Annotated in this window: 9 protein-coding genes; 8 read left to right on the forward strand and 1 reads right to left on the reverse strand. The window is 68.4% G+C overall.

Going from position 1 to position 13786, the window contains the following annotated elements; translation table 11 throughout:
• Positions 1 to 330 precede the first annotated feature (330 nt).
• The 8 genes from V8246_RS07465 to rarD all read left to right on the forward strand — a co-directional run bounded on the left by V8246_RS07465 (position 331) and on the right by rarD (position 13194).
• Complete coding sequence (locus V8246_RS07465) at positions 331 to 1410, forward strand: 3-deoxy-7-phosphoheptulonate synthase (protein WP_336188605.1); 1080 nt, start codon at positions 331 to 333, stop codon at positions 1408 to 1410.
• Between the two features lie 163 nt (positions 1411 to 1573).
• Positions 1574 to 3943, forward strand: a complete 2370-nt coding sequence (locus V8246_RS07470; RefSeq protein ID WP_336188606.1) for an EAL domain-containing protein — start codon at positions 1574 to 1576, stop codon at positions 3941 to 3943.
• A 122-nt stretch (positions 3944 to 4065) separates the two neighbouring features.
• Positions 4066 to 6243, forward strand: a complete 2178-nt coding sequence (locus tag V8246_RS07475; RefSeq protein WP_336188607.1) for a hypothetical protein — start codon at positions 4066 to 4068, stop codon at positions 6241 to 6243.
• A gap of 464 nt (positions 6244 to 6707) precedes the next feature.
• The gene (lipA, locus tag V8246_RS07480) at positions 6708 to 7724 is read left to right on the forward strand and encodes a lipoyl synthase (RefSeq protein WP_336188608.1); all 1017 of its coding nucleotides are present in this window, start codon (positions 6708 to 6710) and stop codon (positions 7722 to 7724) included.
• A 201-nt stretch (positions 7725 to 7925) separates the two neighbouring features.
• Positions 7926 to 10106, forward strand: coding sequence for a carboxy terminal-processing peptidase (locus tag V8246_RS07485; RefSeq protein WP_336188609.1), 2181 nt, complete (start codon positions 7926 to 7928; stop codon positions 10104 to 10106).
• 147 nt (positions 10107 to 10253) lie between these two features.
• The gene (locus tag V8246_RS07490) at positions 10254 to 11105 is read left to right on the forward strand and encodes a methylated-DNA--[protein]-cysteine S-methyltransferase (protein ID WP_336188610.1); all 852 of its coding nucleotides are present in this window, start codon (positions 10254 to 10256) and stop codon (positions 11103 to 11105) included.
• A gap of 263 nt (positions 11106 to 11368) precedes the next feature.
• Positions 11369 to 12277 carry a drug/metabolite exporter YedA gene (yedA, locus tag V8246_RS07495; RefSeq protein ID WP_336188611.1) on the forward strand — a complete coding sequence of 303 codons (909 nt, stop codon included), beginning with the start codon at positions 11369 to 11371 and terminating at the stop codon, positions 12275 to 12277.
• A complete protein-coding gene (gene rarD / locus V8246_RS07500) occupies positions 12274 to 13194 on the forward strand; it encodes an EamA family transporter RarD (RefSeq protein ID WP_336188612.1) in 921 nt (306 codons plus the stop codon). The genes yedA and rarD overlap by 4 nt, the downstream gene beginning before the upstream one ends.
• Before the next feature lie 3 nt (positions 13195 to 13197).
• Here rarD and V8246_RS07505 read toward each other — a convergent pair whose 3' ends face one another.
• Complete coding sequence (locus V8246_RS07505) at positions 13198 to 13785, reverse strand: hypothetical protein (protein ID WP_336188613.1); 588 nt, start codon at positions 13783 to 13785, stop codon at positions 13198 to 13200.
• Between the last annotated feature and the right edge of the window lies 1 nt (position 13786).

The following is a 13786-nucleotide window of genomic DNA, read 5'->3' on the forward strand; positions in this document are numbered from 1 at the left end:
ATGCGACAACCTCGCCAACGGGAGGATGCACTACCCACGGCCACCGTCGGGCGGTTGCTTGCGCTGCTGCGCGCAAGCGACGTTGCATGGATGTGCATGCTGGATCCTGGATCCGCTGTTGCACGTTGCAGATGAAACATTCGCGCGTCCGGGAAAGGCGTGATATCACTACGCCCCGATGAACCCGACCCGCGCCCGCTTCTGGTTTTGGTATTACCGCGATCCCACGGCGGTGGCGAGGCTGCGTTCATTCTAGGTAGACACCAGAAGAATCCCCTTGAAGCCGCCAGCGAACCTGGCGGTTTTTTTATTGACTCCGGAGAAACCCCCATGCCCCCGCATACCGACGACCTGCGCATCAGGAAGCTCGATGAGCTGGTCACGCCCGCCGCGATCATCGGCGAACTGCCCTGCGACGACGCGATTTCGCAGACGGTGTCCGAAGCGCGCAATGCGCTGCACGACATCCTGCACGGGCACGACGACCGCCTGGTGGTGGTGATCGGTCCATGCTCGATCCACGATCCCGCTTCGGCGATGGAGTACGCCGCACGCCTGAAGCCGCTGCGCGATGCGCTGGCCGGCGAGCTCGAGATCGTCATGCGCGTCTACTTCGAGAAGCCGCGCACGACGGTGGGCTGGAAGGGCCTGATCAACGATCCCGCGCTGGACGGCAGCTTCGACATCAACCGCGGCCTGCGCCTGGCGCGCGGCCTGTTGCGCGACATCAACGCGCTGGGCCTGCCGGCCGGCTGCGAGTACCTGGACACCATCTCGCCGCAGTACATCAGCGACCTGGTGGCATGGGGCGCGATCGGCGCGCGCACCACCGAGAGTCAGGTGCACCGCGAGATGGCCAGCGGCCTGTCCTGCCCGGTGGGCTTCAAGAACGGCACCGATGGCAACGTGAAGATCGCCGTGGACGCGGTGGGTGCGGCCTCGCACCCGCATCATTTCCTGGCGGTCACGAAGGAAGGCCGCTCGGCGATCGCCGCCACGGCGGGCAATCCGGACTGCCATGTGATCCTGCGTGGCGGCAAGACGCCCAACTACGATGCGGCCAGCATCCAGGCGGCCAGCCAGGTACTGGCCAAGGCGGGATTGCCGGCACGCCTGATGGTCGATGCCAGCCATGCCAACAGCGGCAAGAATCCGGACAACCAGCCCGCCGTGATCGACGACATCGCAGCACAACTCGAGGCGGGGGAGCGCCGCATCGTCGGCGTGATGGTGGAAAGCCACCTGGTGGGCGGGCGCCAGGATCTGGTCGACGGCCAGCCTCTTCGTTACGGGCAGAGCATCACCGACGGTTGCCTGGGATGGGAGGCGAGCGGTCAGGTGCTCGAGCGTTTGGCCGCGGCTGTGCGCATGCGGCGTGCGCGAGGAGCCGGGATGGAACAGGCGGCTTGAAGAACGAAAACGCCCCGCATCCCCAATCACTGCAATGCCAAAGCCCCAGGCATGATCGATGCTTGTGAAGCGTGGCCCTTCAATGGTTAATATCCCCATTGCAAGCCTCTGATTAACGTGACTTTTCTCGCATTAAGAGGCTGCGCCTGACAGGAGATGGGCAATGCGGGGGGCATGGGAGCGTCTGCGCCGGTGCTGGACCTTGCCCGACGCCAGCGAGGATGTGCGCACGTTGCTGCTGAACCGGCAGTTGCGCAATCTGTTCCGCGTCGTACCTTGGTATGCCGCCTCCAACTGCTACACGGGTGGCGGCGTGCTGCTGGTCATGTGGCCCTTCCTCGACGCCACGCTCGCATGGGCCTGGCTCGCATGCCTGGTGATTGTCCATCTGGCCTGGGGTTGGCACGCAGTCCGCTGCACGCGCAGGCAGCAACGCCAGGGCGAACAGTCACTGCGACATGGCGACCTGCACGCTTCCATGTTCTGGTGCGCCCTGTGTGCCCTGGCCGCGGGTGTCGGCATCTACCTGGGGGCGCCGCTCGCCGCCAGCGATGCCAGCCGCCTTCTGCTCAGCGCCTACACGCCCGGGCTGATCGCCACCGGCGTGCTGGTCGGGATCACCACGCCGCTGGTGTCCTTCACCTGGCTGGCGATCCTGACGGTCTCGGCATGCCTGATGGTGGCAAGGCTGGATTTCCTGGCCCAAGGCATGACGGTGGCACTGCTGTGCTGTTATGCGGTGATGCTTTCTTCGGCCCTGCTGTTCGCCTCGCATCTGTTCGTCCGGCGCATCGAGGCCGAACTGGCGGCGGACCGGCAGCGCCAGATAGTGGGCCTGCTGTTGCGCGATTTCGAAAGCAAGGCCAACGACTGGTTATGGGAAAGCGATCGTGACGGGGTCCTGACCCGCCCGGCCAGTCGCCTGGCGCAGATGCTGGGACTGCATGCGGATCTGGTCGGCAAGCGGCTGGATACCCTGTTCGCCCGGCACGCGCTTCTCGCCCTGGGGGGTGAGACTGCGGTGGGGCCGGTCGCGTTGCGGAAGCGCCTGGGCGGCGGGGTGCCCTTCAGCGGCGTGGTGATGGAAGCGATGGTGGACCAGCAACCGCGCAGCTGGTCGCTCAGCGCCAAACCGCTGCATGCGCCCACGGGCGAGTGGGTGGGTTGGCGCGGCGTTGGATGCGAGGTGTCCGATGCCCGCCTGCGTGAAGCGGAGGCGCTGGTCCGCGAGCGCAAGCTGCACCATATGGCGCACCACGATGCGCTGACCGGCCTGCCCAACCGGCGCAGCTTCCTGCAGCAACGCGCCGAAGGGTCCGTGCCGGGCGCGTTCGCGGCCATGGCATTGATCGATCTGGACCATTTCAAGAACATCAACGACAGCCTGGGGCATCCCGTGGGGGACCGGGTGCTGCGGCTGGTCGCGCATCGGTTGCAGCGGGTGTGTCGCGCCGGGGATGCGCTCGCGCGCCTGGGCGGGGACGAGTTCGCCCTGCTGTTGCGCGATCTGCCCGTCGAGGATGCGGAACAGGAAGTGCTGCGCCGTTTGCAGAGGGTGCTGGACGTGCTGCGGGAACCCGAGTGGATCGACGGTTTCCATATCGATGTCCGTGCGAGCGTCGGCGCCACCGTGTTCTCGGAGCAGCCCGAGGACCAGGACGAACTGCTCAGGCAGGCCGACACGGCGCTCTATGCCGCCAAGAGTTCCGGGCGCGACACCGTGCAGCTGTACGAACCCGCCATGAGCGAAGCGGCACGCGCGCGACTGGCGCTGGTCAGCGACCTTGCCGCGGCGGTGGGCACCCGTCAGTTCGAGCTCGTGTACATGCCGCTGCGCACGGCCGAAGACTTGCGCGTACGTGGCTACGAAGCGTTGCTGCGTTGGCGGCACCCGTTGCACGGGCCCATACCGCCGATGGACTTCATCCCGGTGGCGGAGGAGTCGGGGCTGATCGTGCCGATCGGCCTGTGGGTGCTGGAGCGGGCGTGCCGCGATGCGCTGGCCTGGGCGCCGGATACCCGTCTGGCCGTGAACGTCTCGCCGATACAGCTGGCATCGCCGTCGCTGGTGGACTCGGTGATGGACGTCCTGCAGCGCGTGGGGCTGCCGCCGCACCGGCTGGAACTGGAGATCACCGAATCTGTCCTGGCGCGCGACCCGGCCGCCGCCCGCGCCATGCTGCAGCGCCTGCGCGCGGCCGGGGTACGCATCGCGATAGACGATTTCGGCGTGGGTTATTCCTCGATGGCGCAGCTGCGCGAGTTGCCGTTCGACAGTCTCAAGCTGGACCAGTCGTTCGCAGCCGCGCTGTTGCAGGAAAGCGCACGCGAGATGACGCGTTCGATCATCGCCTCGGTGGTGCAGCTGGCACGCTCGATGCACCTGACCGTCATCGCCGAAGGGGTGGAAGTCGAGGAGCAACGGGACCTACTGCGCTCGCTGGGTTGCACGCTGCTGCAGGGCTACCTGTTCGGCCGGCCGCGCCCCATCGAAGCGATCATGGACGAGGCGGACGGGTCCGGACGCGCCTGAGGTCCGGCCGGGGTGCGGGATGCGGGCGCGCACCTGCCCATGGCCTGCGTGCGTCGGCCCGGCCGCATGAGCGACCCGGATCGCCGGCTTGTGCGGATCACCGGATGCGGCATCCTGTGGGGATGGAATGGAGATCCCACCGCAATACGGGCATGCGCTGGCTGCGACGCGCGCTGATCACCCTGTTCGCGACGTACGCGCTCTATCTGGTGGCCGGCAACGCCTTCCTCAACACGCCATTGGGCGCGCGCGCGTTGAACGCCAAGCCGGAACGTTTCCAGATGCACTGGTCGTCCGGCTTTACCTGGTGGCCGGGGCAGCTGAGCCTGCGCGATGTCGCCTTCCAGGGCCAGGCACGGCGCCTGGCCTGGGAGGCGCGAGCGACGCGGCTGGAAGGCCGTATCGCGCTGTGGCCCCTGCTGTCCAGGCGACTGCACGTGATCGGTGTGGAGGCGGACGAGGTCGAGGGCGGGGTGCGCCGTGTGGCGCAGGACCTGGCCGCGCCGCCGGCCCGCGCGGGCGGCTGGGAATTGCAGTTCGACCGTATCGCCAGCCGGTCGGTGCGGCGGACCTACTTCGATGGCCTGGTACTGGAGGGCGACGGTGCGGTCCAGGTGGGGTTCTACAAACAGCTGCGCGGCGGGCCGATGGCGCTGATGCCCTCCATCGCCCGTTTCCGCCAGGCCAGGCTTGCCTACGGTGGGGCGGAGCTGGTGCGCGAGGCCGATGCGCAGGTGCGCTTCGCCATGGACCGGCACCGGCCCGAGGAAGCGGCCGGGATCGACAAGCTGCTGAAGACGGAACTGGCCGTGGCGCTGAAGGGCAAGACCTCGGGGGTGGATATCGCCGTCGGTCCGGATGGCGCGGCGGGGTTGAGACTGGTGCCAGGCACCGGGACGGCCGATCTCGACGTGGTGTTCGCGCGCGGACGGCTGACGCCCGGCAGCCGTCTGGGATGGAGCATGCCGCTCGGAGGACATGACGCCACGGGGACGGCGCGTCGTGATGCGCTGGGCCTGGCGCTGGCGGTCGATCGCGACATCGTGGTGAAGGCCACGATGCCGCGCCGGGACGACGGTCGGATATCGCTGGACGCCGACCTCATTCTGCGCGGCAACGACGTGCCGTTGCGCCGATTGGCCAGCCTGCTGCCGCGTGCCTCGGGCCATGTCGTGGGCGACTGGCATTTCAGTTCGCTGCGCTGGCTCTCGGACATGGTCGCCCAGGCCGGTTGGTTGTCGTTCGATGGCGCGGGCGACGTGCACGCCGATGTAAGGGTCGTCGGCGGACGCTTGGCCGCGGGCAGCCGCATCGCCGTGCCGGCCGTGGATGCCGTCGCCCACGTGATGGGCCACCGCGTTCGTGGGCGCGGGCGCGCGGAGCTGCAACTGGACGCCGGTGCGCAGGACCAACGGGTGCCGCGCCTGCAGGTGGTGATGGAGCACTTCGAGGTGGCCTCTTCGAAGGCGCCGGCCGCGGTCTACGTGCAGGGGCACGACCTGCGGCTGTCGGTGAATGCGGCGGGCGATCATGCGCGGCTGCGCGACACGCTGGAAGCGCGCGTCACGTTCGCCGGGGCCCGCGTGCCCGACTTGCGCGTCTACAACGCCTTGCTGCCGAGCGCGCAGATGCGCTTCGACGGGGGTGCCGGCACGCTGAGCGGCGACCTGTCGCTGGACGCCGCCGGCGAGGTGGGCCACGGCACCCTGCGCGTGGCCGGTCGTGGCGCGCGCATGCACCTGGCCGGCATGCAGTTGCGTGGCGACATCGACCTGGACCTGAAACTGCGGCGCGCCAATCTGAAGCAGCGTGCGTTCGTTGCCGATGGCAGCACCCTGCGGCTGGGGAACATCGGTTTCACCGAGCCGGGCGGCGAGTCGCGTCGCGGCTGGTGGGCGCGGATCCGGCTGGACCGGGCCAGGCTGGATGTCGGCTCGCCCGTCAGTGCCGGTGGCGGGGCCGACGTGACCATGCGCGATGTCGGCTTCCTGCTGGCGCTGTTCTCGCGGCAGAAGGAGTATCCGGCCTGGGTATACAGGCTGGTCGATGCCGGCCAGGCGCAGGTGCGGGGCCGTGTCCACTGGCGGGGAGACACGCTGGTGCTGGACCGGATGCGGGCGGTCAACGACCGCTATGAAGTCCTGGCCCGGCTGCGCCTGCAGGGCGCCCGGCGGCACGGCGACCTGTACGCCCGCTGGCGCGCGCTGAGCCTTGGAGTGGAGATGAGCGGGACCCAGCGCAGGTTCCATCTGGTGGGTGCGAAGACCTGGTATGACCGGCGGCCTCACTACCTGAGATAGCGCCCCATGCGCGCCTCGGGCCCTCCCTGTTCAGGTAAACGCAGTGAAGAACGTAATCAATATTCTGATAAGCGGCGCAGGAATTGGTCTGATATCGGTAACATGCTGGCAGGACAAGGGTTTTGCTCGCATTCATCTTTGTGACATCACATCGCCAAGTCGCGATTCCCTGGATTTTGTTTTGCAGTGCAGCGTGCAACACCCGTAACACACCCTTCACGATGGCCCCGCATCCCGACGTGGGGGAGGGAGCAAGCCCGCAATTGGCCCAGCCTTTGCGGGCTTTTTTATTTCTGCTCCGCAGGCATGAAAACCCAGGCTTTGCCGCGCAAACCTGGGGCCCCGAACGGCGCCACCACACCCCGCGGCTTCGCCGCGTCCCCCGACTCAAGGGGCGCCGCCCCCGACCGCCTTCCCGTGCGGTGCCGGCCAGAGGCGACCGGCGAAGCGTTAGAATTGCCGCCATGGCCGACACTCCCGCACGCGTGATCCCCCTTGAGGTCGTCAGTTCCTCGTCCGCCCCGCTCGAGGCCGGCGCCAAGCAACTGGGGGGCGACAAGATCGCGCGCTCGCCGGTCCAGTTCGCCGACGCACCCGTGTTGCGCAAGCCGTCCTGGATCCGCGTGCGTATTCCCTCCGATGGCTCGGTGGCCAGGCTCAAGGCCAAGCTGCGCGAGAACCGCCTGGTCACCGTGTGCGAAGAGGCCAGCTGCCCGAACATCCATGAATGTTTCGGCCATGGCACCGCCACCTTCATGATCCTGGGCGAGGTGTGCACGCGTCGTTGCTCGTTCTGCGATGTCGCCCATGGACGCCCCAAGCCGCCGGACCCCTCCGAGCCCCTGAGCCTGGCCAACACCGTGGCCGACATGGGCCTGAAGTACGTCGTGGTGACCAGTGTGGACCGCGACGATCTGCGCGACGGCGGCGCCCAGCATTTCGTCGACTGCATCGCGGCCATCCGCGAGCATTCGCCGGCCACCCGCATCGAGATCCTCACCCCGGACTTCCGCGGCAAGGGACGCATGGACCGCGCGCTGGAGATCCTGGCGGTCAATCCGCCGGATGTGTTCAACCACAACATCGAGACCGTGCCGGCGCTATACCCCAACGTGCGTCCCGGCGCCGACTACCAGTGGTCGCTGACCCTGCTGCAGCGCTTCAAGGCGCAGCATCCGCACCTGCCGACCAAGAGCGGCATCATGTTGGGCCTGGGCGAGACCATGGAGCAGGTACAGGACACGCTGCGCGACCTGCGCGCGCACGATGTGGACATGGTCACCATCGGCCAGTACCTCCAGCCCACCCCGCACCACCACCCGGTGCTGCGGTACTGGACGCCCGAGGAGTTCAAGGCGCTGGAGGACTACGGCATGGCGCTGGGCTTCAGCCATGTCGCGTCGGGCCCGCTGGTGCGTTCCTCGTACCATGCCGACCAGCAGGCGGCGCAGGCCGCCCACGCCGCCCGCCAGGCGGGCTGACGCCGCGTTCCGCGACGGTCGCCCCGGCGCAGCGTCGGTACGCCGACGCCGCGCGCGGCACGGCCACGGTTCACCTTTTCCTACGCCCCGGCCATTAGGCTGCCGAAAGGCAGATGACAAGGCGCGCAACTTTGTGCACTGTCGGACTGTCGAATCCGCCATCCGTTCCAGCCTGACGGGCCTCCGGGCCACGAGTACGCAATGACACTGAAGAAAGCCCCCTTCCTGCTGCTGGCCCTGGCCCTGTCGACCCCGCTGGCGCTGTTGGCGCGCGGCGACGGCGATGCGGTTGCGGTGGCGCCCAACGCGGACCAGTCCAACACCTCGAAGCTGGTGTACGGCCTGCTGTCGGACAGCCGCTATGCCTACCGGCCGCGCCCGCTGGACGACGCCCTGTCGCAGGAGGTCTTCAAGCGCTATTTCGAGGCGCTGGATGGCGGCAAGCAGTTCTTCACCGCCGCCGACGTGGCGCGCTTCGCCCCGTACAGGACGAAGATGGACGACGCGATCCGCAGCGGCGACCTGGCGCCGGCCTACGAGATCTTCGCCGTGTACAAGCAGCGCGTGGGTCAGCGCGTGGCGTACGCGCGCGCGCTGCTGAAGCAGGACTTCGACTTCACCGGTAGCCAGCGTTGGGAATACGACCGTGAGGATGCGCCGTGGGCGGCCGACGGCAAGGAACTGGATGCCCTCTGGAAGAAGTCGGTGATGAACGACTGGCTACGCCTGAAGCTGGCCGGCAAGAAGGCCGACGACATCCGCAAGACGCTGGACAAGCGCTACGCCAACCTCCAGCGCAGCATCAACGAGCTCAAGACCGAGGATGTCTTCCAGACCTTCCTCAACGCCTATACCAGCGCGATCGATCCGCATACGGATTACTTCACGCCGCGCACGGCCGAGAACTTCAACCAGTCGATGTCGCTGTCGCTGGAAGGCATTGGCGCCGTACTGCAGCGTCAGGACGATCTGGTCGCGATCCGCGAGATCGTGCCCGGCGGCCCGGCCGACCTGAGCGGCAAGCTGAAGGTCGGCGACCGCATCGTGGCGGTGGGGCAGGGCAAGTCCGGGCCGATGACCGATGTGATCGGCTGGCGCATCGACGATGTGGTGGCGCAGATCCGCGGCAAGAAGGACACCCAGGTCCGCATCGAATACATCCCGGTGGAAGCCGGCATCGATGGCAAGCACGCGCAGGTCACCATCACCCGGCAGAAAGTCAAGCTGGAAGAGCAGGCGGCCAAGGCCGAGACCATCACGCTGCCCGCCAGCGCGGGCGAGCCCGCACGGCGCATCGGCGTGATCAAGCTGCCCGCTTTCTATCAGGACTTCGAGGGCCGTCGCCGCAACCCGAACGATTTCAACTCGGCCACGCGCGACATCGCCAAGCTGCTCGCGCAGTTCAAGGCGCAGGGCGTGGACGGCGTGGTGATGGACCTGCGCAACAACGGCGGCGGCTCGCTGGACGAGGCGGTGGAACTGACCGGCCTGTTCATCGACAAGGGCCCGGTGGTGCAGGTACGCGAATCCGGCGGTCGCGTCACCGTCAACAGCGACCGCAAGACGGGCGTGGCGTGGGATGGTCCGCTCGCCGTGCTGATCAACCGCGGATCGGCCTCTGCATCGGAGATCTTCGCCGGCGCCATCCAGGATTACGGACGCGGCCTGGTGATCGGCGAGACCAGCTTCGGCAAGGGCACCGTGCAGAACATGGTGGACCTGGACCGCTGGCCCGCCAACGAGGCCCCGCGCTTCGGCTCGGTGAAGCTGACCATCGCGCAGTTCTTCCGCGTGGCCGGCGGCAGCACGCAGCACAAGGGCGTGGTGCCCGACATCGCGTTCCCGGTGAGCGTGGACGCCAGCGAGTACGGCGAAAGCACCTACGACAACGCCTTGCCGTGGACGCGCATCGCCGCCGTGCCGCACCTGCAGTACGGCAACTTCGCACCGCTGTTGCCGCGTCTGCAGGCGCTGCACGCCGCGCGCTCGGCGAAGGACAAGGAGTTCCAGTGGTGGTCGGAAGACGTGGCCCAGTTCCGCGCCGAGGCCGCCAAGAAGTACGTCTCGCTCAACGAGGCCGAACGCCGCGCGGAGCGCGACCGCCAGGAGACGCAGCGCAAGCAGCGCCAGGCCGAGCGCAAGGCGCTGGGGCTGGCGCTGGACCCGCTGGCCGAGGACCTGGCCGATGACGGCCTGGGCGCTTCCGAGCGCGACATCGTGAAGGACGCGCAGCGCGAGAAACTGGCCGACAAGCGTCCGGATCCGCTGCTGCGCGAATCGGCGGCGATCCTGGGCGATGCCATCGAAATCCTGGGTCAGGACCGCAAGCTGTCCGCGCAGGTGCTGCCGGATTCGCCCGGTCCCGGTCGCTGGGCGGAATGAGGCAGTGGTGAGCGATGAGGAGTGAGGAGTGAGCGTAGGCACGCGCTCCTGTTCGCTCCTCACGCCTCCGCACTCACTGCTCGTTACAAGCGCAAGATCCGGATAGTCCCACCGTCGCGCGCGCCCTAGTCTGGGCGCATGGACACCATGCCGCGCCGATCCCTTCCCACCCCGTCCGCCACCCCCGTCGCTGCCGATCCGCTGGAACGGGCGCGCCGCCTGCTCGACGAGGGCGAGCCGTCTTTGGCGGACCTGGCTTCGCACACCGGTCTCAGTGCCTCGCATCTGCAGCGGCGTTTCCGCGCGCGCTTCGGCCTGAGTCCCGCCGAGTACCTGGCCAGGAAGAAGCTGGGCACGCTGAAGGCGGCCCTGCGCGAGGGGCGCGACGTCACCACTGCGCTCTACGATGCCGGCTACGGTTCGCCCTCGCGGCTGTACGAGCAGGGAGCGGCGAAACTCGGCATGACACCGGCCACCTACCGTGCCGGTGGCCGCGGCGTGGCGATCCGATGGACGCTGGTCGATACCGTGCTCGGCCGCACGCTGGTGGCCGCCACCGAGCGCGGCATCTGCGCGGTGGAACTGGGCGACGACGATGCCGCACTGGAGCGGCGACTGCGCGATGAGTTCCCGCATGCGCAGCTCGAACGCGTGGAAGCCGGCCGTGACGATTTCCTTGCTCCGCGCCTGCAGGCTGTCGCCGAGCGCCTCGCCGGTCGTGAGGCGGACGTGCCGGTCGACCTGCTGGGGACCGGTTTCCAGCAGCGCGTGTGGGATGCGCTGATGAAAGTGCCCGAGGGCGAGACGGTGAGCTATGCCGGCCTGGCGCGCCAGCTGGGCGCCCCGCGCGCCGCGCGCGCGGTGGCCAGCGCCTGCGCGCACAACCGCATCGCCGTGGTGGTGCCTTGCCACCGCGTGATCCGCGGCGATGGCTCGCTCGGCGGCTACCGGTGGGGATTGCCGCGCAAGCAGCAGTTGCTCGCGCGCGAGCGCGGCTGACCCGCTACCTTCGCGGCGGCAACGATGTCGGTCGTGATGGGGCCGGAGGTCGAAATGCGCGATCGGGAAGACCGCGCGCAGGCGGGAGCCTCCTGGCGGCGCTGGGCACCGCTCCCGTCAACCAAAGTACCCGCGGCGAAAGACTTGAACGCTTTTCAAGCCGGACGGAAAAGGTTTCAAACGGTCGAGGGCAGGATCGCCATGCCGCCGGTCTGCGTCTGGCCTAGAATTGCCTCACACCGCATTCCCCCACGGTTTCCCCCATGAGTTCTTCTGTTTCCGCCGCCGCGCCCGCGCGTGGCGGTCTTGCCGTCGCTGCCGCCCTGGCCATCGTGTACGTGGTCTGGGGCTCGACCTATCTCGGCATCCGCTTCGCGTTGGAAGGGGGATTCCCGCCGCTGCTGATGGTGTCGGGCAGCCGTTTCGTCGCGGCGGGCCTGGTGATGTTCCTGTTCCTGCGCTGGCGCGGCGTCGCCGCGCCCACGCGCGCGCAGTGGAAGAACCTGCTGGTGATGGGCGCATTGCTGCTGCTGATGGGCAACGGCATGGTGGTGCTGGCCGAGCAGACGGTGTCGTCGGGGCTCGCCGCGGTCGCGGTGGCGTCGATGCCGTTGTGGATGGGCCTGTTCGGCGCCATGCGCGGACAGCACCCGACGCGCGGCGAATGGCTGGGCATCGTCGTCGGCTTCGCGGGTGTGGTCTGGCTCAATGCGGGCAGCTCGCTGACCGGTTCGCCGGTGGGGCTGGTGCTGTTGCTGATCGCGCCGATCGCCTGGGCCTACGGTTCGGTGTGGTCGCGCGGGCGCGACCTGCCTTCGCCGTTCATGACGGCCGCGGCGCAGATGCTGGCGGCGGGCGTGATGCTGGTCGGCGCGGGCCTGCTGCATGGCGAACGCTTCGATGTGACGGGCTGGACGCTGGACGGCGCGCTGGCCGTCGCCTATCTGGCGGTGTTCGGCTCCATCGTCGCGTTCACGGCGTACGTGTGGCTGCTGCATCACGCGCGTCCGGTGCTGGTCGGCAGCTATGCCTACGTCAACCCGGTCATCGCGGTGGCGCTGGGCGCTTTCATCGCCGGCGAAACCTTCACCGCGCACGACCTGGGCGCCATGGCGGTGATCCTGGCCGGTGTGGTGGTGATCACGCTGGCGCGCGCGCGGCAGTCGAAATGACCCATCCACCGCTCGACCGCAAAGGGCTGGCGATCACCGTCGGCACGTTCCTGATCTGGGGCGTGGTGCCGCTGTACTGGCACCTTCTCAAGGCGGTGCCGTCGTTCCAGATCATCGCCCACCGCATCGTGTGGAGTGCGGTGCTGGTGCTGGGCTGGCTGCTGCTGAAGCACGGCCTGGGCTGGTGGCGGCAGGTCCGCGCGCAGCCGCGCGCGGTGCCGCTGCTGGGCGTCAGCAGCCTGCTGATCGCGTTCAACTGGGGCTTGTACATCTGGGCGGTGAACGCGGGCCATGTGGTGGAGACCAGCCTGGGCTACTTCATCAATCCGCTGATCAACGTGGTGTTGGGAGTGCTGGTGCTGCGCGAGCGCCTGTCGCGCGCGCAATGGATCGCGGTCGCGTTCGCGCTGGTGGGGGTGGCCTGGCTGACGGTGCAGGCCGGGTCGCCGCCGTGGATCGCGCTGGGCCTGGCGTTCTCGTTCGGCCTGTACGGCCTGGTGCGCAAGACCGTGGCGGTGGATGCCGTCGCCGGGTTGGGGGTGGAAAGCCTGTACCTGTTCGTGCCCGGCCTGGCCTATGTCGTGTGGGGCGAATTCGGCCATGGCGGCGGTTTCATCGACGGCTATGGCTGGCGCGACGACCTGCTGCTGGTCCTCGGCGGCGTGGTCAGTGCGGTGCCGCTGATCGGCTTCGCCTACGGGGTGCGCCGTATCCCGCTGTCCGTGGTGGGCCTGCTGCAGTACGTCGCGCCCAGCCTGCAGCTGCTGATTGGCGTACTGGTGTTCAAGGAAGCCTTCGATGCCACGCGCGCGGTCGGCTTTGCCGCCATCTGGGCCGGCCTGGTGATCTTCGCCAGCGACGGCCTGTGGCGCGCACGGCGCCGCGACGTGCTGGTCGCGGCGTCCGCAGGCAAATAAGGCTCAGCGCGCGGCGCCGCCCGCCGCGGTGGCGTCAGGTGAGGGGCAAGGGCCGCCTGCCTCCGCCCACGTCTTGAACGCGGCGACGAACCGGTCGTGCGGCACCGGCACCGGTGCGCGTTCGCCACCGGGGTTCCAGCCCCACAGCACCAGCTTGTCTTCGGCCACGTGCTTGAGCAGCGCATCGAAGTCGCGGCCGCCGTTGCGGTCCTTGTCCTGGATCATCGCGCACAGCTGGTCCGCGGGCAGGCCGATCCACGCCATCTTCTGGTCGGGGGGCGGCAGCTGCCAGTGCGGTGCGCCCGGTGGTGCGTGCGGGCCGTAGCTGGCCGGCGAATTCTGTTCGCCATGGCAGGTGGAGCAGGGCAGGCCGGGCGCGCCCTTGCCGTCCGGGCCACGCACCACGTTCATCGCATGCGGCGCCTGCGCATCGAACTGCAGCGGCGCGTCGCCCGGAATGTGGCAGTTGCTGCAACGCGGATGCTGGAACACCTGCTCCACCGTGGCGAACGCGGTCAGCGCCTGGGCTTTCTGTTCCTCGCTGATGCGCGGCTTGCACGCCACCAGCAGGAGCACGGTCAGGGACATCATC

It is taken from the genome of Pseudoxanthomonas sp. F11, from assembly GCF_037046485.1.
Taxonomy (GTDB): Bacteria; Pseudomonadota; Gammaproteobacteria; order Xanthomonadales; family Xanthomonadaceae; genus Pseudoxanthomonas_A.